The following is a 19,339-nucleotide window of genomic DNA, read 5'->3' as shown; positions in this document are numbered from 1 at the left end:
CATAAATTCTTGGCGCAATTCAAACATTGGTGTAAAGTCTGAAACACTGACTGGTCAGCGGTGTCCCCATATTTAAACAAAGTGTATGCTTTCCCGATACTGAATTAACTGACATTTCTCAACTTTAACCCATTTCTTCATTCTTCAATACACCTTAGGTAAAGCCGTAATAGATTTTAGATTATCAAAGCTATACTCTACCTCTCCGCATTATTTAAAAATTCAACTTTGTCAAGTTTGGATCATATGGTTTACCGTTTAACCTGTATTCTTCACTCATGTAACTAAAAACATATCAATTGTTAAAAAACAAGAAAAAATATCCTGGAGCTTTGGATGATCCTTGATAAGTCACCGATGTTGTTGTATTTAATATGGTGACGGAACTGTAATTATAGGATACAAGTTTACCGCTATTGATACCAATGGACGGTATAAATATTAGTATGTCAAAAAAATCCTCTTTGATGGAAAATAAATGCCCGAACTCTTGATCACTAGTTTGATAACTTGGAAATGTTATGAACCTATCAGGCTGGTATTCCCAAGTGCCGATTAATAAATCTTGTAATTTTTCAATTTCAGAATTCATAAGATAAGGTCGATTATTGCTTTATTAAAATAAGATATAATATTTAGGTTGAGTTATCTTTAGGAATTAAAAATGATATTAAAATATGGTATTGATGATAGAAGTTATAAATCCATAATTTCTAGACGGATAGGGCCAACAATTTCAGGTGAAGTATGTTAAACCTAAAGTTTAATTAACAAGCTGTGGATAACCCACATATTTGTTTCGTCAATCGGTTATTCTGTGGTAAGATGCCGATATAATCCCTGAACAGCGAGTGCTTCGGGGATTATTTTTTTAACTATTAAGCACGGCTAACTTGATTTTTAAAAGTAGATTTTTCAACTTTGTTTATGCCTGTCAACGGGCAGGATGTAACTCATAACAGATTCCACTCGGCGTAGGGGTACGCTGAGTGGAGTTATTTGTGAACAGGGAAAAAGAGCAGCTAATACTATCCTAATCAAGTAAATTGATCAGCAATTGAGATTTGGCTAATTGCAATAAACTTCCGTAAATCAATGCTACAAATATCATAATGAAATGCCAATTAGGTATTTCATAAACATTCATTTCTTCGTAAATCAATAAATTGAATACGCCGAAGAACATCATGCAGGTAACTATTATAAGACCTGGTGCGAGTGAATCTGACTTGCAGATTTTTAAGGGAACATTAATAACACTGAATCGTGTCAAGGCAAAGCAGCCAAAATAAATTAATGGTGCTATGAAGAAACATCCCCACATGGAGACATAGACAAAAAAAAATTGGGAAAGAGCGATTAATACACTGTAACCTATTGCAATTGTAGAAATTGAAAGTAATACAGCTAATATATTTGTAGTAAAAAACTTCATAAACAAAATCAAAGTGGTAACCATCTTTTGATAAATTTGTTCTTGTGACTGCACTACTTATATATTTTAAAGTCCCTCAGCTGGTTAGGACTACAAACACTAAAGTTCAAATCATATTCCCTGTTCCTTACTCTTTGGACATTACTTAATATTAAAGGATGTAGGACATTAAAAGTATCATTAAAAGAAACATCTTCGGGCAATTTAACAATTAATACCCCTTCATTTATAACTATCCTATCCCTATATACGGGCGGTAATTCCTGTTTTAAATAAACCATTATACGGTTCAAATATTCAATCTCTGTCATTTGCAGACAACATACTAAAAATCAATTTCAGGTTCAATACACGGGTAAATAAATTCTCCATTTTGTTTTTCATTCTGGATTAGACAATCACTTCCTTCATAGAACAATGCGGGTATCAAAATGAATGATGCAAGTAATTTGGTTCTGTTCCTGATTTTTAATAAAATTTATCTAAACAAAACCTGATTTAGTTTTGTATATTAAACCAAGCTTTAAACATATGGCAGCAGTATTGGTAATTTCAACCATCGCAGGAGTACTTATTTACATCACACGTTTTAGAATTAACTAGGATTATTTCAATATGAAATGTGGGTTTATGCCTTTGCCCAATATGATATCAGTGTCTGGATGCTCATCTATTTTTGACATAGGTACATACACTGCGATTATGGTCCCGGCTAAAAGGCACGCCATCAAGATTGTCTTTTTCATATTTTTAAAAATTAACAAAAAGTTAAACAACCGAAAGTTGTAGTTGTTTATCCTATTAAGTTTTTAAACCAATGAAAACCGAAGACTTATACATTCAACGCAAGGCGTTTATAAATGAGCTAATTTTAAACCCGATTGAAGCTAAATACTACAAAGCAATGTTTTACCGTAAGGGTGAATACAGTGGTTACATAAAAGTAGCTGACAAATGGAATATTAACGAAACACGATTTTTGTATGGTGTTGTTATTCAAAGTAATTCCATCAAGGTTTACGTTTTTGATAATGAATTAAAGTTGATATTCTCGAAAAAACATACCGAATTTTCAACCCATTTTAAACGGTATCTAATGACTATTAGTACTTCTACGTTAAATGTTGTTAATTAGTATATACCTCAAGTGAATCAACAACAAGGATCTAACATTAAACCACTCTTTTTTTAACGAGAACTGCAACAGGTTGGCCGAAGATAGAATTTGTATTGTTGTATTGGGGCTGTGACTAGCAAACTATAATTTTATCATATTTTTCGATTGCCGGAATGTAGGTGTCCGTTAGCTTTTGCTTGTGTGCTTCACAATCAAACATTTGATATTCTTATAATTAAATAGGTAACCGAATGATTTGATCTATTTTATTAAGTTTGAAAGAACTATAATCAAGTATGATAGCCCCTTCAACTGCGGAAAAATATACCACATCCAATGAGTGCGTTTCCGTCCGCTGCGAATTTCATGCAGCGCAGTCCCGTAAACACTTTGCTGTGCGTCTAAATACCGTTGAAAAAACTCCGGTTGCATGCTTATTTTCTCAATGCTTTAATTACTGTTACCGCAGGCCAGCCCATCGTCTTCCCTGCTGGCCGGAGACTTAACGCGCATGAACCGGCCGGCCGTAGAGCGTTCCCCTGGCATTGACATAATCACCTACGAAGACGGTTTACAGCAACGCCATGCTTTTCGCGAGGCGGCCATAAAATATGGACGTGATCCGGATGAGATACAGTTCATGCTCTCCAAACTGGTTAATTATCATAGAGCACCCATTCTTTAATTGGTCATCATCCAGCTGTAGAGTTCGATCCCCATACTACTCATAATTTTCACCGCGTTGTTATAGATTTCTAACGCTTCTTTATTTTATAATATAATTCAATATTGTGGCGTAAATAATGCCCACAAGTGTCCCCACCATTATTTCTTTAGAGGTGTGACGCTTTAAAAACAATCTGGACCAGGCGATCAACATGGTCAAAACAAATAGCACAAGGTAAAGGTCTGGATAGAATTGTCCGATAATAAATGAAAAATATATGGTCAAAGACACATGTAAAGAGACCTTGATAAATCGATTGATAAAAAAAGCTGTTATAAATAAAAGAACAGTTAGCACGCTGCCCGATGCTATGGCCGTATTTGGCAGATAATATAAAAGCATTCCAGTCCCCATGCTCATCAAAATAATTATCGCAACATAGAAGTATAATCGTTCTTTACCGTTAGATACATCAAAATCTCTGAATGACCCTTTTCTTACTTTTAAGAAGGTATATAAGTTTGCAGGTACGATAACCCCGAAGACCAAAATGGCCACAATTACACAGGCTTCTTTGAATTGATATCGTTTTAAGCTAATCAACGTGATCATTAGTGCAGAGGTGAACAAGGGGTGCCCCATCCAGGAAACAAGAGAAGCAAATTTTAACAGAATTTTCATGATTGAAATAACGGATTGCCTAAAAGCGCATTATATAAAAGAAAAGCACAGGTGAGAATGTAAAAAAGGGAGAACGCAATGCATAAGATTTTTTGAAAAGCGTGAGAATATTTCGTTTTTGCTATCAAGTATCCAAAAAGTGGAATGATCTGTAAAGAATGAATGCCAATGAAATGCGCAATTCTTAAATCTCCATGATTGATACTCCAGTTGGATATAGGTAATCCTTGTCCGTTATCAACGGCACCTACTGTATGCGAAAGCTTGTAAGCTATTAAGCCACCCTCCATGGCGAAAACAAAAAAAACGGGAATAGAGATGCAAATGCTTAACGCCAATGCAGGTGGTAATCTGATATTATTTTGCCGACAAAATAAGAATCCGATATAAAGCGTATGAAACATGAGCCATACAATTGCAAGTCCCATTAACATGGCGACCATAATGCCTATGAAGCCAGATTTATTGAAATGTGACGGTACTCCTCTGACGGCCTGAACTGTAATAGCAATAAGTTCGAAGGTTAAAACTATTACTGCAGACCGTGAAAATGTTTGTACACGTTTTTTGTCTTCAAGATAATATAGAATCCAGGCCATTGTAAAGGAAAATGCAGACTGGCTTACAGCGAATTTAATAGGTTTAAGCAAACTGTTGACCCCTTGATCTATTTGATAGTTATATGGGTAAGAAAAGTAAAGAACCGTAGCGGCAAGTAAATTGAGAATGCCAAAACCTATCAATAATGGGTTCATAAGTAGAAGTTTTTTGATCGTGATCATAACTCGTGAAAAAATGATTTGATATTAGTTGTAACTGTTTTGACAACCAGGAAGGCCAAAAAGCCAATTGGTCCAAGAAAGTATGTTGTGACCATAATAGGAACCACCAACCACCTTGAAAGGGAATTTGCTTCCGAGATTTTATTAATATATAGCCCAACGAGCAAATCAAAGGCTAAATAATGGGCCCAGCCGGCCAAAACTAAATTGTCAATGCCCAGAACTGTTTTGTATGCCTGATATGAGGATAACCCTTGTGTGACAAAAAGGTAATTTGTCTTCCACATTAATAAGAAATAGCATAAACTCAATAAGGCGACAGTTCCGTAAAGTGTCAGTCGTCTAACTAATAAGCACGTTGGGAAAAGGATGAGCAATAACCAGTTAAGCCCGGAAATTATGCTAAGTACGGCAAATGAGTTCTCGCTTGTCATCCTGCAAAATTTGAAAAACCGGCAGGATATATAATGTGACTTGGGTTACATTCGTGATTTTGAAATTCTTTTTCTTATTCTGCTTAGGCTTTCCCGCTCAATACCCAGGTATGATGCCAAATGATACAATGGAATTCTATCTGCCATGGCAGGACGCTCTCTTATAAAATCTATGTAGCGCTGTTCAGGAGTTTTTATCAGATGACTGGTTAATTTTTTTTGAGTTCGCCGCAAAACATGTTCGGCCATTTTCCTTGCAAACTTCTCCCACTTTTTTGATACGGCTGCCGCATTGTAGAAATCTGCTCTGGAAATCAGAACAAGACTTGAATCCTCAAGTGCAACAAAGTTAAGTTGCGATGGCTTTTGATCCATCAGCGATTCGTAATCTACAGCGTAATCGTTTTCTGCAATAAAACGCGTATTTTTAAAATCGCCTTTATCATTCCAGTAGAAACACCGTAGAATTCCGGACGATATAAAAGCGATTTCATTATGTATTTCACCCTCGCGGTAAAAGAAAGCCCCCTTGGGCAATACGACGATTTTTAAATGGGACGCAAATATGCTAAAATCGTCTTCGTCGATCTCTGGACAGAGATTTCTTACTGCGGATTTTAGTGTTTTCAGATCCATCTATTAAAATTGATGGTACAAGATAATGAAATCAGTTATCTGTGTCAACCACTAAGCTGCTTAAAGAGGGGAATATCCATTATATTAATTTTATTTGTATGCGCTCACCGCTAAACAACATCAAACCAAGATATTCCGCCGATTTTCAGTAATTCCGGACTCAAAATAAGATTATATACGGGAATATTAATTAACCTGGAGGCTTTATATTGAATGGAAAATCAGATCAATGTGAACGAAATTATATATCTCCACTCTCATTTTTTTAACTCCAATTGTTCTCAGGAAGAACCGGAGCGGTATAAAGTCAAGACCAACATATCACCATCAGAGTAATATCTTGAGGTAATACTTTTGGCGAGCGTAGTTACAAATCAATATTTTATTCCGTAAAGTTAAATAAATAACAATATGCAAATTCTGCCTTCATTACAAGTACGAAACTGGGTCAGGCACTTTTTGGTCTATCATCCCAACGGGGCGCCAAGGCCAATGCGTTATTTTTCCGATGGTAGTCCGGGCATTGTTGCGCCGCTCAATAACTCCACCTTACCGTTTCTATCCAAAAAAAATAAGCAGGATGGCAAAATGATGGTGTATGGTATATTCGATCGGTATGTCGATATTGAAATTCCGCCAGTTTCAGGAATGGTCATAGCGGTACTTCAGCCTTATGCGCTAACTATGCTGACAGGATTGAGCGCCGAATTACTCAACAACAGGATTTTTAATTTTAGCCAGCTTTTTCCGGAAGCTTCAGCAGAAAAACGTATTGAAGCGAAAACTGATGCTTCATCAGTGATTGCCGAAATGGAAGACTTTTTCTGCCGCTTTCATGTTCAGTTACCGGTGCAAGATCAAATTATGATCCATTGCTTAGCGTTGATACAGGAACGCCGGGGTAACCTTCGTGTTTCCGATATAATGAAAACGTTTCCTCTTACAGAAAGACAATTGGAAAGAAAATTCAATCAATACATTGGTTTGACACCGAAAAGGTTGTTGGGATTATTGCGCATTGCAAATTACCTAAAACTAATACGAAGGGCAGAACCCGGCAATTCGGCACTTCAGCATGCGTTACAGGCGGGTTATTATGATCAGGCACATCTTAATAATCATTTCAAATCTTTTACCGGTACAACCCCGCTGTCCTATCTGCGGGCGGCAGACCCTTTAGCGCTAAATCTATACACGTTATAAGAGACTTGTTAATTGTCGGAAATATCCAATACTACCATCAGTGCTGACGCTAAATTTGCAGAAAAAAACTATGGAACCTTTAAATATAGCAACTGTACAGTTTGAAAATGCAAGCGGCGACAAAGTCTATAATCTATCAATAATAGAGCACATCGTAAGCCTGGCCGCCTGTGCAGGTGCAAAGGTGGTTTCGTTTCACGAGTGCTCGATAACTGGTTATACTTTTGCAAGAAAACTGAGCCGGCAATCACTGCTGGAGCTTTCAGAATTTATACCTGACGGCCCTTCGGTTACAGCGCTGATTGCCATCGCAGCGCGCTATAATGTAGTCATCCTTGCCGGTCTGTTTGAGAAAGAGGTAAACGATAATTTGTATAAGACCTATGTTTGTGTTAATGGTGATGGGCTTATTGCCAAGCATCGTAAGTTACATCCGTTTATTAATCCTCATCTTTTGCCCGGCGACACATACACAGTTTTTGAAATAAATGGCTGGAAGTGCGGTATACTGATTTGCTACGATAATAATATTATTGAAAATGTACGCGCTACCGCCTTATTGGGTGCGGAGGTAATCTTTATGCCGCACGTAACCATGTGTACACCGTCGCCAAGGCCTGGGGCAGGGTTTGTTGACGCCGGGCTTTGGCGGGACAAGGAAAATAATGCTGAAATAATAAGACAAGAATTTGATGGGGATAAAGGCCGTAACTGGTTAATGAAATGGCTGCCGGCGAGGGCTTATGACAATGGTATTTTCGTTATTTTCTCTAATCCGATCGGCATGGATGATGACCAGTTAAAGAATGGATGCTCGATGATAATTAACCCGTTTGGAGAGATCATGGCCGAATGCAGAACGCTTGAAAATGAATTTGTGGTTGCCGGGCTGTATAAAACGGATCTCCAGAGATCAGGCGGTTACCGATATAAAAATGCTAGAAGACCGGACTTATATGCACCGATCATAGGCGCATCTCATAATTCAGAACAACAAGTAGCATGGCTTACCAATAATGATATCAATGAATAGTAAAACAACATATATGAAGCAAATGATGGTACTGGTAGCTGGCCCATACAGATCAGGCACAAATGATGATCCGAAACTAATCCAGGCGAATGTAAACGCTATGACCGATACCGCACTTGAGGTCTATCGCTGTGGCCATTTGCCGGTTATGGGCGAGTGGTTTGCATTACCGCTCATTGAAGCCACAGGATCAAAAGTGATCGGTGACGAAGTATTCAATGAAATATTTCACCCGGTAGCTGTGCAACTTATTGACCACTGTGACGCTGTTCTACGCATTGGGGGATCATCTGCTGGAGCAGATGAAATGGTAAATAAAGGCTATGAAAAAGGCAAGCTGATCTATCACTCGATAGCAGAACTACCTGATTTTTATAAATAAACGCACTACGGCACCACAATAAATACGAATTAATGATGCAAAATCTATTGAATACTACAGCGGCTTCTTTGCGTAAAGCCGCCTTAAACCAAGAAGCTAAAAATTATATCTTAAATATTAATGTATTGTTCCAGGTGCTAAAAAGAGCGGCAGATCGCTATATAGGTGGCGAGACTTTGGAAGAGACACTCTCCAAAGTACACCTACAGAATGGGCTTGGTTATCGCTGCGGAATTGAGTTTATGGGAGAAAATACCTCGACGACGGAAGAAGCAACGCGCGCAACTAATGAATTTTTATTGGCTTGCAGTGCAATCAATACTGACGGCCTAAATGCAGCATTATCGCTGGATCTTTCTCATATCGGGCTAACATTATCATCGGAATTTTGCCTGGAAAATTTGAGTCTTATTTGCAGTGCGGCTGCTTCTAATAATATTGAAGTGACGATTAGCGCCGAAGGGACAGAGAAAACAGACCGGGTATTAAACACCTACCTCGCTGCGTCGAAGGTATTCGGCAACTTGTCGATAACCATACAGGTTTACCTTCATAGAAGTAAAGACGATCTGCAGGAAGTAATGAAATGTCCGGGACGGATCAGATTAGTGAAAGGTGCGTTCGATACCCCTCCCGGTCTGTCTCTTGCCAGAGGTGAAGAACTTAACGAACGTTATCTCGACTTTCTTAGCCAGCTACTTCTTAAAAAAAACAAGTGTGCTATTGCTACGCATGATCCGTATATTCAGCAACAAGCAAAAAAGATCATCACATCCTGCCACGCCGAAAAGGGTCAATATGAATTTGAGTCGCTTTACGGTATTCAACCCGGGCAACTAAAGCAATTAAAAGATGAGGGACACCCTACCAAGGTTTACTTCGTTTATGGAAAAGAGTGGTATTTGTACTTATGTAACCGGATCGCTGAAAATCCCTTGAGCCTTTTCACAGCTGTTAACGATATTATTGATCCTGGGAACAATAGTTTAGTTTGATGAACGCACAAATTATTCAGGCCACTAAAAAATCACATCCCGATCTTTAAAAATATGGGAAGCTTCTGTGCGGGAAACTCATAAATTTCTGGCTGAAGAGGATATTACCTTTTATAAGCATTTAATAAGCTATAATCTTCTGGAAGAGCTGGACTTATATTATATTGAAGAAAACGGTGTTATATGGGGATTCATTGGAATCTCAGGCGAAGCACTCGAAATGCTTTTTATTGATCCACAATACTTTAACAAAGGATATGGCAGAATGCTGATCAATTTCGCTATTGATAAAGGTGTTACCCGTGTTGATGTTAACGAACAGAATCCAAAGGCGCTTGGATTTTATTTGCATATGGGGTTTCAAATAATTTCACGGCATTTGACCGATGGGGCTGGCAAACCATATCCCGTACTGGAATTGAGAAGGAATACTGAACATTAATGGACTAACATTATTAATCATATTCACCAGATGATGACGCTCGGCTGTAATAAAATATGATCGAACCTCTTATTGAATAAACAGCAGCCTATTAATTAATGTAGCTGTTTTACATAAATATTGACTTATAATAATGGAAATAACCAAAAGCATCTTAGATGATTTGCCGGAAATTTTTAGACTATATGAGATTGCGACGGCATATTAAAGAACTAAATCTGTAGCGGAATGGCCCTTATTTGCCTCGTCGCTGATAAGAAGTGAAATTGAGGATAATAAACAATGGAAATTAGTTAGTGAAGGCCAGATAGCCTGCGTTTGGGCATATAATTCAACGAAACAGCTGAGTTTATTTGCACAAGCCTTACACTACATAGGGTGAGTCTTTAATTTAAAATAAAACTCTATGATTTATTAAGAAATTTGATACGATTCAAGAATAAACACGGTCATGATCATGGAATATCACACTGATGAATATGCAAACCCGCTTAAATAAAGATAATCATAAGCTTATACATTGAAATAAAAGTCAATTGACCAAAATATAAAAAAGGTGGCTTTATGAAAACCACCTTTGAATTGCGGATCGGCTAAAACTTGTTATTTTAACTATTAACGGGGTATTATTGTAAAAAGTGTCGTAAAAACCTCCGGTACACTCGCTGACCGGAGATTTCTTTGTTATGGACAATTATGAACTATTGTACAAAACCTTAAAACTGAATGCCCTCCCCAATGCAGACCATCCTAAACCTTAAACTTCAAAATTATTTGTTCCGATATCGATGGTGTCTTATACGTAATACACATTTAATAGTTATAAAATAAAATCCCCAGAACACTCGCTGCCTGGGGATATAAACCTAAACCTTATCACGCAATGCAGTTTTGGATACATTGCATAGCAAACTTAGGTATTGTTATTTTAACATCCGGTTAACGCAAATTAAAAGTCACCATTATACGTGAGATGGCTGCAATTTATGGTATTGCCCCTGTCTGTAAATCGATTTCAATATATTAACAAGATGAATGCTTATAAACACCAAGACGTGTATAAGTCGTCAGTAATTAAGCATATCTTACTTATTATATCTATTTCTTCCTTATTACTGCTCTTTAAATGATAGGTAGGCACCTTGTTTACCGTTTTGATAGGTTAGGTTAAAAGTCTTTTGGCACGGGCGCAAGGGACTTTTTCTTCTCGCAATGTCGAGATTAATAAGGGCCACTACATTTATCACCATATGCGCCTTGAAATAAACATTAAAGACTAATGGATCACGATCCTCAAGCGGTGAGCTGGACGGGGATCCATCGTCCGGACTTCCATTTCTGGGTAATCAAGCAACCGGGCATACCAAAGCACTGCCCCGCTGATCAGGTCAATGTCCTTTACTGTCCATCCATCCGTTTCAAAGGCCAGCCATTCACCATGATCGTCACCAAAAATATGGATCTCCCCTCTTTTAGGTTCAAATCCCTCTGTCTCCAGGTTAAACACATTGACGCGCAGCCCGCTTTGCCCGTGAACGATAATGTCACGATGAGCGTTTTCCAAAAGATAATAGGTGGTTGACCGCATGGCACATGAATGTAAAAGGAGTGAATGGTAACTGACCTTTATGATTAGGCATTTAACTATATATTTGTATTTGCACTGCTCCTGCCAGGCGTAAAGAAATTTATTTCATTTCCAATAGCCATAGCTAAATCCAAGCATACCACTAAAAAATTACAACACGACAACCCATATAGCTAAGCCTTAGTCTTTAGGACCAATAATGCTGTGGTCGCCATCATCTTCCGGCTCTGTCTCCATGTCACTGTTATCTGTAGCACTGCCCGTTATCGTTTGGCGCCCAAGTTCCGGAAAACTTTCCTGCTCATGAGCGGTTATTTTGTCTTTATGCAGGCTATCTTTGTCATTATTCTCCTCTATAAAATCAGGTACGATGTCCTTGTTGATGTTTTCCTTATCAGGCGTTTGAGTTTCCATAGCAATTTAAGTTTAAGATAAAACGGTCAACCTAATTTCTTGTTTGCAGAAATTCACAACGGGCTCACCTGGCACTGTCTTGGTGTATTTTCTCTAGGATAGCCTTCCGCATTTGTTCTATATATTGGGTTTGGCTGGTTCGTTTCCGACTTTCAATTTCGGTAAAACGCCGCTGAACGATTCCTATTTTCAATTGTAAACTTTCCTCCAGCCAGCGGACGATCTGGTTCAGGCTTACGTTACCGTTATTGATCTGCCCGGTCAGCCAGATGCCGTAAGCCAGTTCCACGATATTAACCACGGCACCGGTCCACTTCAACATACCCTTAAATTCAACATGCTTAGTGGGGTTCGTACGGCCAGGACTGGAAATCTGTTCCAAAATTATCTCCCGCAATTGTTCGTAAGCTCTAAATTTCGCAAAAAGATAATCCAGCCCCGTGGATAGGTCTGTGTATAATTCAGGGAATTCTGATTGATAAACCATTGCTGCCTTTGGTCCACGCAGGAAGTATACCTGGTCCAGTTCATCCCCACCATAACGATAGTAATCATAATAAAAGGAATAACGTTCAAAATACAGGTTAACACGTATAAGTTCGGAGTCCAGGTACCGGCCAACTTGCTCATCCGTTCCTATAGGCATCGATTTGAGAAAGCGCGCGTGCATGACTTCAAAAATATGCCTGCTGTAAAACATTGGCTTTGTTTCTTTAAAAAAACGAATTTCCTCACTTATGGATTCAAAGGAATAGCTGCCGAGGTACGTGCGTAGTTCTACCAAATACTGCCGGATAATGTTGATCCGTTCCGTTAACATTATTAGTGAACCGCTTGCGAGTTCGCCCCTTTTTTCCAGCTCTCCTAACATTTGTTCAAAAACCTTGCGGCTCCACTCATTGATCATTAGTATGCTCTCCATATTTTAAGTAAAATCAAATATTGCCTTAGACGAAATAATTAAAAACTTATGCACTCTCGTCAAATTCTTGTAACAGCCTAAACCATGTCCTAATTGTCATAAAAATGCCAGTTTACTTGCTTCTAGCGTATCATTCGTCGGTGAAGGCAACAGTTTTGAACCAACCAACGTTAACTAATAAGCATTATTTGATTAACACAAAGTAAATTCTTGTAATACCGGAAAGGGTTGACTATTGTCAAATTTTTCAACCTATACAATTTCACGTGAAAACCGATTTACTGATCAACACCTTATCGTTCATTTCACCCTTAAATGAACGCCTGCAAAAACGCATTACAGAAGGCGTAAAAAAAGAATATTTCCGAAAGAAAACGATTCTCCTGAAGGACGGGCAGGTAAGCAAGCATATTTACTTTATCAACAGCGGTTTTGCCCGTGCCTATTACCTGACGCCCGATGGCAAAGAGTATACTTCGTGGTTTATGGGTAAAGGAGACCTGATGATCTCCGTCTTTAGCTTTTATACACAAAAACCGGCTGCTGAATACATAGAATTGCTGGAAGACAGTGAATTATTGTCCATGAGTTGGCAGCAGCTGCAGGGGATTTACGCAGAACATCCCGAATTTAATTTCCATGGCCGCCAGCTGACCGAAAAGTACTATATTCTCGCAGAGGAAAGAAATATTTTGCTGCGCACCCTGAGCGCTAAAGAAAGGTATGAAAGGCTGTTGGAAACACATCCCGGTATCCTGCAAAAAGCACAGCTGGGGCAGATCGCTTCTTACCTGGGTATCAGCCAGGAAACCTTAAGCCGCGTGCGCGGGAAAAAGTGACTTTTTGACTTTTGTCAAAAAAGCAAACTGGATTTTCATCCAACTTTGTACCATGCCTATGAAAAAGATCACCTCTATCACCTTATTCCTGCTGCTTGTAAATGTGGCCTGCCGGAAGGAAAATGCGCTTGATAATCCAGCACCAGCTTCGAGTCGGGGCGATACCCTGACGCTGAACAGTGCAAAGCAGTGGTACCAGAATGCTGAAAGGAAAATCCGGTCGTCCGGAAATACTTCATCCATAGATCACGGCAAATGGGATCCGGAATGGATTAAAGCGAGTAGTCATCAAAAAGCATCCGGCAATTACTGGCTGATCCCGTTAAAAGGGCAGGCGAAGATGAGCGGGTATAGAGCGGGTTATCGAAAATTAGCTTTCTACCGGTTAGCTTCCGGAGAAATCAGCGCCTACATCTTTGAAATCGTACCTGACCTCTTAAGTTTACAAAAAGGTGAACACGCCGGTCTTGACCATTTTACTGGGCGCGTATTTGTATATGACCTGGACTACCATTTGATTTCGGGTATCGTGCTGGCTAACGGTAAAGCGACCGGTGAGATCCGTAGGACACCGAAGGGAACTAAAAACAACAGTCTGACGACTAACCTGGTTCGTGTGATCGAAACCTGTACATGGTACCAATCATCCTATACTAACGCGGAAGGAGAACTGGTCATTTATTCTGAAAAGATATGCTCGTATACCACCGTGCAGGATAACCCGCCTTCCCTACCGGACGGTTTCGGATCAGTACCGGTCACCGGCGGTGGTGGTGGTGGAAACCTCCCTCCTGCAACTCCCCCTCCACCTACTTCGAATTTACCGGGTGAAAAAGGAACCAAAGTAAAGCCAAATGAACTCATGAATTGCTTTGACAATATTCCTGATGCGGGCGCTACCATGAAGGTAACGGTCTACGTCCAGGAACCATTCCCGGGGACGGAATTCAACATCGGCCCAAATAGCGTGGGACATACAGCGATCGGGCTCACTAAAAGTAACGGTAGCAGCTCGGTTACGCAAGTGTTAGGTTATTATCCTAGTACGACTCGGGCGGCTTTTGGAGGATCCAGTAAAATAGTCAATAATGGTGGCGATCTAAATTTTGATGTAAGTATCACTTATACAATCAATGCAGCTAGTTTTAAGAAAATTATGAATTACATCGCTAACCCACCATCCACCTATGATATGCTGAAATTCAACTGCACAACTTTTGTAGATATTGCCTGCTTGAAGGGAGGCATAGATTTGCCGAGTTCTTTTAATTTTGTAGGACCGAGCGGCCCAGGCGGATCGCCAATGGTCATGTGCCCTGCCGGACTCGGGAAAAGCATCCGGGAACAGAATACCAATAATGTGAATAAAAAAGGTGGCACTACGCCTAATAGTAATGGACCATGTAATAAAGCAGCATGAAAAAAGTAATTTTAGTAATATTAATACTCGTCATTATAGTAATTAATCTTCCACCAATAAATTATTTTCTGACAGAAAACTATACTTACAGCAATATCGATGCAACCTTTACATATAGCGAGGAAGGCGGTAAAGGAAAATCCTACTGGGGATGCCAAAGAAGTTATGGTTTTTTCCTATGCAAGCATCCAGAAAAGGATCAGGGAGATAATAATCTGTACAGAAATTTCACTATCAAACCATGGCGCTTTTGGGAATGGTACCAAATGATCTTTCATAGCGAGCGTTACTCATTGCCTTATAAGGAACCAACAAAGTAAGCGGCCGATAATTAAGGCCTACGCAACGTTTTCTTTTATTGCTTGACGACTTTCTAAATGGGAAGATGTACTACATACATATCGAATTGCCACCTGGCTTAATACTATAAAAGGAAACCAACCCGGCTTCCTTTTATTGCATTATCGTATTAACGATTCTTATAATATAAAGAACTAAAGGGTTGCATATCAGGCAAGTCTTAATTAAAAAAGCTCTTGCAGATACTGTCAGTTATCAAACCCCTCCTCAAAAAAATCCCTGTACTTAACCCCCATCTTTGATATAAGTAAGCCGATGGTAACAAAGGTCAAATTCTGCCCCTGCTCAAATTTACTGTATTGTGAACGGTGAATATCATGGGCATTGGCAAATGCTTCAGCAGTTTCATACCCCAATTGAATACGGATCTGTTTTATTCTTTCACCAAGTCGTTTTACTATTTCTTTGGAGAGCTTTTCATCTTTCGGACCTTTAAAACTGCCAGTCATATGGTAAAATAACTGAAAAAAACAGGCGTCTAAAACCAATTATAAGTAGACTACATATATGTAGTCTACTTATATGTATATTTACTATTGATTTGGTATATTTACTTATTCAATCGTTAGCAAATGAAAAATGATGAGCATCTTGACGGCAAGATCATTTCACTTGACTTTAATGCCGGGTTTAAACAGCAGTGCGCAGTAATGGGCTATGATACACTAAGAGAAATAATTGAATCGGGGGAGGAAAAATTACTGGCAAATCCGTTATTCAGTTACACCTGGCTGCACGAACTGAGCAGGTACCTGATCAAAAATGGTTTAATACAATACCTGCAGCCAGCAGTGGAAAAAAATGGCGGTTGATATAGGCAACCATATCTAATAAAAAACCTCGAACGCGCCCTGCAGTCACCTGTTCAGGGCTATAGTATTCTTTGCTTAAACTTCCGGGCGAAATGACTGACTGCTTCTTAGAACTGAAGTTTTTTGATATAAAGTCAAACAATTCTGTAAGCGAAAGCCCGTTTAGTAATTTACCGTCAACAAAAAGCCTGGCAAAAAAAGCGATCTGAGCCACTGGTAATTGCAACAAAACTTTCTTTCCCGCAACAGGAAGGTTGATCTCTTCCTGAAATAATTTAGATTCTAGCTTATTGATCTGTTCGTCCAGCCAGCCACCCAACATGGTCGACAATGATGGCCACCGCGTCTGGCATTTCAAACCATCCGTATTCTGCTGTAAGCTGACCAGTCTCTTTTGTTGTTCAAAGTAAGCCAACTGTTCTGTTTTGTCCCTTAATTCTCCAGCCTTATGCAGCATCTGGTCCTGCAAACCAACGGCATAGGGAAGGTAATTAAAATCCAGGTATAACAATTTTTCAGCAAGAGATTCTGGATTCAATCTGCCTGAAGTATGCAGGCTTTGTAATGCCTGTAAAAGATTTAGTGTATAAATGAATGAATGGAAAAGGTTGTGATAACTAATGGTTGAGCTCAGCAGATCGGAGCAATAAACGTATAGTATTTCCGAAAGATTTGCACCGGCAAGGGTTCTGAACTCGCTATTTATCACGCTATCCAACAGATCAGTATGGCTGCCAATCCACTTTTCCTGCCATATATTAGGAGCCTGAATCCGACAATTAAAATATCCACGGTGTCGTTTTAGCAACTCATCAATAATGGATAAAAGAATTTGGGACGTCTCCGTGTAGTGAACATGGCGTAGCGAATTGGATGAGGGATCTTTGTAAACCGTATCCAGTATTTGTAGGAGATGAGCGACGCATTCCAGGTGCAGGGAAAAATATCGCTTGAGACTTTGTTCGGATGCATTGGAAAGCAAAGACCTTTCCCATGAACGAAACATACTACTGGCTGCACTGGCCATTGACTGAACGGGGTCAGCTTTCCCCGGGGTAGTTTCAGGGTTAACGAGCAACGCAAAAGCATTTTCTAATTGGAAAAGGTCTTCGCAGGACATCATGATCTATTTTGCATGAAAATGTGTCGTAGTGGTCAGTGTTGGGGTAACGGTATTTGTAGGGTCCGTTTCCAAACTTGCCGGTTGTCCATCGTGAACATTCTTAAAGGCCGAAAAAATGGTTGTTACTAGTTTTGATGGTTTTTTTGTTGATGTTTTCATATTTGTTATTTTTTTATTAAATTAAAATTGATTTTTAAGAACATGGCTTTTTTTATGCCATCTACCTGATTACCTATGCCGACGTCAGTTATTTTTACTCACTCCTTTTGGAAAGCTATTCCCTTATCTACTGTGGCAAAACATTTTTGCTGCTGGTTCCTTTTTGCTTATTACGAATTAGCATTGATCCAATATTCTTTAGGAAAATTAGAACCACTCGTTAATTACGCGCTTTATTACTGCATAAATATTTCCTTTTTTTATGTGATGGCGCATCACATCTATGGAAACTTCAAGTTCGATTTCCTTTTTTTCTTAAGGAAGGCATTCCATTTCATCTTGTTGGTTCTGATTTCGCTATCCTTTAAATATATACTGGACGCATTGCTTGAAGGCAGGGGTTTCGCTTTTCATAGCATTGCAACTGACCGTACAACTCTAATTCTAAGCCTGATCCGTCTCAGTTATTTTGCGATTCTTGCCTTCTTTTACTGGGTGGGAATGAACAGGAACGCGGTCATAAAGAAAGCCGAACAATTGGAACGCCTTAGGCTGGAAACACAAAACCGCCAAATGGAACTGCAAAACCGTCTCGCTGTTGCCGAAAACGCTTATTTACAACAGCAGATCAGCCCCCACATGCTATTTAATGCATTAAGCTTTATACACAGCTCCGTTTACAAGGTTTCCGAGCAAGCCGGCAATTGTGCCCTTTTGCTGGCAGATATCCTCCGCTTCAGCCTGGATAGCAATAACGATGACGGAAAAATATTCGTTGAGGATGAACTGGAGCAAATAGAAAACCTCGTCGAGATCAACCGGTATCGTTTTCAGCAACAATTTATTTCCTGTAATTTTCATGGCGATTTTACCGGCCTTCGCCTCATTCCGCTGGTTTTGCTGACACTGACGGAGAACGTGTTCAAGCATGGTAATCTGCAGGATAGCGAGCAACCAGCACGGATATGGATCGGTTTCAGTGAGGGTGTGCTGACTTACTACGCGAAAAATCTTAAAAAACAAAAAAGTAACGAACCTCCCCGAAAGCAAATCGGGCTTTCTAATATCCGGATTCGGCTCGATCACACTTATCCAGGCAATTATAAATTGAAGGTCGACGAATCAGAAACCCATTTTATCACTCGTTTATCGATCAATTTATGAGCCTTTCTTGTTATGTTATAGATGATGAGCATCACGCCATCAACGTGCTGAGCGACTATATTCTCAATACTCCCGGCCTTAAGCTTGCAGGCTCATCCACCAATCCTGTATTTGCGCTTGAAGAAATTAGCACAATTAGCCCAACTGACATATTGTTCCTGGATGTGGACATGCCACAAATGTCAGGCCTGACCCTCGCGGGAATGATCCCCCAAAGAATCGAAATAGTGATTACGACTGCATTCCGCGAATACGCGTTGGAGGCGTTCGAAAAACGAGCAGCCGATTATTTACTGAAGCCGATCAGATACGATAGGTTCCTTGCCTGCGTACAAAATATTCGAATGAGAAAGAACGCACCTGAAGTGCAAAACACTTCGCCGGAATATTTATTTGTCAAAAGCGGCATCAAGGGAAAACTTGTTAGAATCAATATCCCAGAGATTTTATATATACAGGCCGCATCCAATTATATTGAGATTTTCACGACGGGACAAAAGCTGATCACCTACCTGTCCATGGCAGAAGTCCTCGAAAGGTTGCCCGGGGCGGAATTCTCCAGAATCCACCACTCCTATATCGTCCATCATCGTAGTATCAGGGTTATTGAACCCGGACAGGTCTGGATTGACGATAAAGTCAGGATCCCGGTCGGTCGTGCTTACCGGCAACATTTTAAGGACAAAATGGCCGGGCATATTCTTCCTGAATCTAAATGACCCCTCCCAGCC

At 39.6% G+C, this 19,339-nt stretch carries 24 protein-coding genes; 12 read left to right on the top strand and 12 right to left on the bottom strand.

Annotated features, from left to right (window positions below):
• Positions 1–1,033 precede the first annotated feature (1,033 nt).
• Entirely contained in the window at positions 1,034–1,489 is a 456-nt protein-coding gene (locus ABD894_RS14815) for a hypothetical protein (protein ID WP_345211834.1), read from the bottom strand.
• Positions 1,490–2,252: 763 nt separating this feature from the next.
• Here ABD894_RS14815 and ABD894_RS14810 point away from each other — a divergent pair.
• Positions 2,253–2,570, top strand: coding sequence for a hypothetical protein (locus ABD894_RS14810; RefSeq protein ID WP_345211833.1), 318 nt, complete (start codon positions 2,253–2,255; stop codon positions 2,568–2,570).
• Positions 2,571–2,813: 243 nt separating this feature from the next.
• On the opposite strand, the gene ABD894_RS28175 is transcribed toward ABD894_RS14810, so the two are convergent.
• From ABD894_RS28175 to ABD894_RS14795, 5 genes are all read right to left on the bottom strand, one after another.
• Positions 2,814–2,984, bottom strand: a complete 171-nt coding sequence (locus ABD894_RS28175) for a DUF1810 family protein (RefSeq protein WP_425562964.1) — start codon at positions 2,982–2,984, stop codon at positions 2,814–2,816.
• 334 nt (positions 2,985–3,318) lie between these two features.
• Positions 3,319–3,900 (bottom strand): hypothetical protein, encoded by a 582-nt coding sequence (locus ABD894_RS14805; RefSeq protein WP_345211832.1) that lies wholly within the window; start codon positions 3,898–3,900, stop codon positions 3,319–3,321.
• The gene (locus ABD894_RS14800; RefSeq protein WP_345211831.1) at positions 3,897–4,655 is read right to left on the bottom strand and encodes a hypothetical protein; all 759 of its coding nucleotides are present in this window, start codon (positions 4,653–4,655) and stop codon (positions 3,897–3,899) included. The genes ABD894_RS14805 and ABD894_RS14800 overlap by 4 nt, the downstream gene beginning before the upstream one ends.
• A 23-nt stretch (positions 4,656–4,678) precedes the next feature.
• The gene (locus ABD894_RS28170) at positions 4,679–5,116 is read right to left on the bottom strand and encodes an abscisic acid-deficient protein Aba4 family protein (RefSeq protein WP_425562963.1); all 438 of its coding nucleotides are present in this window, start codon (positions 5,114–5,116) and stop codon (positions 4,679–4,681) included.
• A 45-nt stretch (positions 5,117–5,161) separates the two neighbouring features.
• Positions 5,162–5,752 (bottom strand): Crp/Fnr family transcriptional regulator, encoded by a 591-nt coding sequence (locus ABD894_RS14795; RefSeq protein WP_345211830.1) that lies wholly within the window; start codon positions 5,750–5,752, stop codon positions 5,162–5,164.
• Positions 5,753–6,163: 411 nt separating this feature from the next.
• On the opposite strand from ABD894_RS14795, the gene ABD894_RS14790 reads away from it, so the two are divergent.
• From ABD894_RS14790 to ABD894_RS14770, 5 genes are all read left to right on the top strand, one after another.
• Positions 6,164–6,955: a helix-turn-helix domain-containing protein gene (locus ABD894_RS14790; RefSeq protein ID WP_345211829.1), complete on the top strand. Its 792-nt coding sequence runs from the start codon at positions 6,164–6,166 to the stop codon at positions 6,953–6,955.
• Positions 6,956–7,025: 70 nt separating this feature from the next.
• Positions 7,026–7,988: a nitrilase family protein gene (locus ABD894_RS14785; protein ID WP_345211828.1), complete on the top strand. Its 963-nt coding sequence runs from the start codon at positions 7,026–7,028 to the stop codon at positions 7,986–7,988.
• Positions 7,981–8,370: a DUF4406 domain-containing protein gene (locus ABD894_RS14780; RefSeq protein WP_345211827.1), complete on the top strand. Its 390-nt coding sequence runs from the start codon at positions 7,981–7,983 to the stop codon at positions 8,368–8,370. Before ABD894_RS14785 ends, ABD894_RS14780 begins: the two co-directional genes overlap by 8 nt.
• A gap of 32 nt (positions 8,371–8,402) precedes the next feature.
• On the top strand, positions 8,403–9,365 hold the full coding sequence (locus ABD894_RS14775) for a proline dehydrogenase family protein (RefSeq protein WP_345211826.1): 963 nt from the start codon (positions 8,403–8,405) through the stop codon (positions 9,363–9,365).
• Between the two features lie 67 nt (positions 9,366–9,432).
• A complete protein-coding gene (locus ABD894_RS14770) occupies positions 9,433–9,807 on the top strand; it encodes a GNAT family N-acetyltransferase (RefSeq protein ID WP_345211825.1) in 375 nt (124 codons plus the stop codon).
• 1,276 nt (positions 9,808–11,083) lie between these two features.
• Here the strand turns inward: ABD894_RS14770 and ABD894_RS14765 are convergent.
• The 3 genes from ABD894_RS14765 to ABD894_RS14755 all read right to left on the bottom strand — a co-directional run bounded on the left by ABD894_RS14765 (position 11,084) and on the right by ABD894_RS14755 (position 12,731).
• Positions 11,084–11,395: a hypothetical protein gene (locus ABD894_RS14765; protein ID WP_345211824.1), complete on the bottom strand. Its 312-nt coding sequence runs from the start codon at positions 11,393–11,395 to the stop codon at positions 11,084–11,086.
• A gap of 180 nt (positions 11,396–11,575) precedes the next feature.
• Positions 11,576–11,809, bottom strand: coding sequence for a hypothetical protein (locus tag ABD894_RS14760; protein ID WP_345211823.1), 234 nt, complete (start codon positions 11,807–11,809; stop codon positions 11,576–11,578).
• A gap of 64 nt (positions 11,810–11,873) precedes the next feature.
• Entirely contained in the window at positions 11,874–12,731 is an 858-nt protein-coding gene (locus tag ABD894_RS14755) for an RteC domain-containing protein (protein ID WP_345211822.1), read from the bottom strand.
• 266 nt (positions 12,732–12,997) lie between these two features.
• On the opposite strand from ABD894_RS14755, the gene ABD894_RS14750 reads away from it, so the two are divergent.
• Genes ABD894_RS14750 through ABD894_RS14740 form a run of 3 tightly spaced genes read left to right on the top strand, consistent with a single transcriptional unit; the run spans position 12,998 to position 15,310 of the window.
• Entirely contained in the window at positions 12,998–13,570 is a 573-nt protein-coding gene (locus ABD894_RS14750; protein WP_345211821.1) for a Crp/Fnr family transcriptional regulator, read from the top strand.
• 58 nt (positions 13,571–13,628) lie between these two features.
• Entirely contained in the window at positions 13,629–14,990 is a 1,362-nt protein-coding gene (locus ABD894_RS14745; RefSeq protein ID WP_345211820.1) for a hypothetical protein, read from the top strand.
• Positions 14,987–15,310, top strand: coding sequence for a hypothetical protein (locus ABD894_RS14740; RefSeq protein WP_345211819.1), 324 nt, complete (start codon positions 14,987–14,989; stop codon positions 15,308–15,310). Before ABD894_RS14745 ends, ABD894_RS14740 begins: the two co-directional genes overlap by 4 nt.
• Positions 15,311–15,538: 228 nt before the next feature.
• Here ABD894_RS14740 and ABD894_RS14735 read toward each other — a convergent pair whose 3' ends face one another.
• Positions 15,539–15,799 carry a helix-turn-helix domain-containing protein gene (locus ABD894_RS14735; RefSeq protein WP_345211818.1) on the bottom strand — a complete coding sequence of 87 codons (261 nt, stop codon included), beginning with the start codon at positions 15,797–15,799 and terminating at the stop codon, positions 15,539–15,541.
• A 123-nt stretch (positions 15,800–15,922) separates the two neighbouring features.
• Here ABD894_RS14735 and ABD894_RS14730 point away from each other — a divergent pair, with 123 nt between their 5' ends.
• Positions 15,923–16,162, top strand: a complete 240-nt coding sequence (locus ABD894_RS14730) for a hypothetical protein (RefSeq protein ID WP_345211817.1) — start codon at positions 15,923–15,925, stop codon at positions 16,160–16,162.
• Here ABD894_RS14730 and ABD894_RS14725 read toward each other — a convergent pair.
• Together ABD894_RS14725 and ABD894_RS14720 are read right to left on the bottom strand one after the other, a co-directional pair.
• Entirely contained in the window at positions 16,107–17,285 is a 1,179-nt protein-coding gene (locus ABD894_RS14725; protein WP_345211816.1) for a hypothetical protein, read from the bottom strand. The two genes, ABD894_RS14730 and ABD894_RS14725, sit on opposite strands and share 56 nt — an antisense overlap.
• Before the next feature lie 3 nt (positions 17,286–17,288).
• Positions 17,289–17,444 (bottom strand): hypothetical protein, encoded by a 156-nt coding sequence (locus ABD894_RS14720; protein ID WP_345211815.1) that lies wholly within the window; start codon positions 17,442–17,444, stop codon positions 17,289–17,291.
• A gap of 75 nt (positions 17,445–17,519) precedes the next feature.
• Between ABD894_RS14720 and ABD894_RS14715 the strand changes: the two genes are divergently transcribed.
• Both ABD894_RS14715 and ABD894_RS14710 read left to right on the top strand, forming a co-directional pair.
• Complete coding sequence (locus tag ABD894_RS14715) at positions 17,520–18,608, top strand: sensor histidine kinase (RefSeq protein ID WP_345211814.1); 1,089 nt, start codon at positions 17,520–17,522, stop codon at positions 18,606–18,608.
• Entirely contained in the window at positions 18,605–19,327 is a 723-nt protein-coding gene (locus tag ABD894_RS14710) for a LytR/AlgR family response regulator transcription factor (RefSeq protein ID WP_345211813.1), read from the top strand. The genes ABD894_RS14715 and ABD894_RS14710 overlap by 4 nt, the downstream gene beginning before the upstream one ends.
• The last annotated feature ends 12 nt before the right edge of the window (positions 19,328–19,339 follow it).

Origin of the sequence: Mucilaginibacter gynuensis (genome assembly GCF_039541195.1) — a bacterium.
GTDB classification, from domain to species: domain Bacteria; phylum Bacteroidota; class Bacteroidia; order Sphingobacteriales; family Sphingobacteriaceae; genus Mucilaginibacter; species Mucilaginibacter gynuensis.
Note: the sequence above shows the minus strand (reverse complement) of the source record. Positions and strands in the feature narration are given on the sequence as shown.

Bases quoted from the DNA above. Each gene is read 5' to 3' on its own strand.
- ABD894_RS14810 (WP_345211833.1), top strand. From the start codon at position 2,253: ATGAAAACCGAAGACTTATACATTCAACGCAAGGCGTTTATAAATGAG.
- ABD894_RS28175 (WP_425562964.1), bottom strand. From the start codon at position 2,984: ATGCAACCGGAGTTTTTTCAACGGTATTTAGACGCACAGCAAAGTGTT.
- ABD894_RS14805 (WP_345211832.1), bottom strand. From the start codon at position 3,900: ATGAAAATTCTGTTAAAATTTGCTTCTCTTGTTTCCTGGATGGGGCAC.
- ABD894_RS14800 (WP_345211831.1), bottom strand. From the start codon at position 4,655: ATGAACCCATTATTGATAGGTTTTGGCATTCTCAATTTACTTGCCGCT.
- ABD894_RS28170 (WP_425562963.1), bottom strand. From the start codon at position 5,116: ATGACAAGCGAGAACTCATTTGCCGTACTTAGCATAATTTCCGGGCTT.
- ABD894_RS14795 (WP_345211830.1), bottom strand. From the start codon at position 5,752: ATGGATCTGAAAACACTAAAATCCGCAGTAAGAAATCTCTGTCCAGAG.
- ABD894_RS14790 (WP_345211829.1), top strand. From the start codon at position 6,164: ATGCAAATTCTGCCTTCATTACAAGTACGAAACTGGGTCAGGCACTTT.
- ABD894_RS14785 (WP_345211828.1), top strand. From the start codon at position 7,026: ATGGAACCTTTAAATATAGCAACTGTACAGTTTGAAAATGCAAGCGGC.
- ABD894_RS14780 (WP_345211827.1), top strand. From the start codon at position 7,981: ATGAATAGTAAAACAACATATATGAAGCAAATGATGGTACTGGTAGCT.
- ABD894_RS14775 (WP_345211826.1), top strand. From the start codon at position 8,403: ATGATGCAAAATCTATTGAATACTACAGCGGCTTCTTTGCGTAAAGCC.
- ABD894_RS14765 (WP_345211824.1), bottom strand. From the start codon at position 11,395: ATGCGGTCAACCACCTATTATCTTTTGGAAAACGCTCATCGTGACATT.
- ABD894_RS14760 (WP_345211823.1), bottom strand. From the start codon at position 11,809: ATGGAAACTCAAACGCCTGATAAGGAAAACATCAACAAGGACATCGTA.
- ABD894_RS14755 (WP_345211822.1), bottom strand. From the start codon at position 12,731: ATGGAGAGCATACTAATGATCAATGAGTGGAGCCGCAAGGTTTTTGAA.
- ABD894_RS14745 (WP_345211820.1), top strand. From the start codon at position 13,629: ATGAAAAAGATCACCTCTATCACCTTATTCCTGCTGCTTGTAAATGTG.
- ABD894_RS14740 (WP_345211819.1), top strand. From the start codon at position 14,987: ATGAAAAAAGTAATTTTAGTAATATTAATACTCGTCATTATAGTAATT.
- ABD894_RS14735 (WP_345211818.1), bottom strand. From the start codon at position 15,799: ATGACTGGCAGTTTTAAAGGTCCGAAAGATGAAAAGCTCTCCAAAGAA.
- ABD894_RS14730 (WP_345211817.1), top strand. From the start codon at position 15,923: ATGAAAAATGATGAGCATCTTGACGGCAAGATCATTTCACTTGACTTT.
- ABD894_RS14725 (WP_345211816.1), bottom strand. From the start codon at position 17,285: ATGATGTCCTGCGAAGACCTTTTCCAATTAGAAAATGCTTTTGCGTTG.
- ABD894_RS14720 (WP_345211815.1), bottom strand. From the start codon at position 17,444: ATGAAAACATCAACAAAAAAACCATCAAAACTAGTAACAACCATTTTT.
- ABD894_RS14715 (WP_345211814.1), top strand. From the start codon at position 17,520: ATGCCGACGTCAGTTATTTTTACTCACTCCTTTTGGAAAGCTATTCCC.
- ABD894_RS14710 (WP_345211813.1), top strand. From the start codon at position 18,605: ATGAGCCTTTCTTGTTATGTTATAGATGATGAGCATCACGCCATCAAC.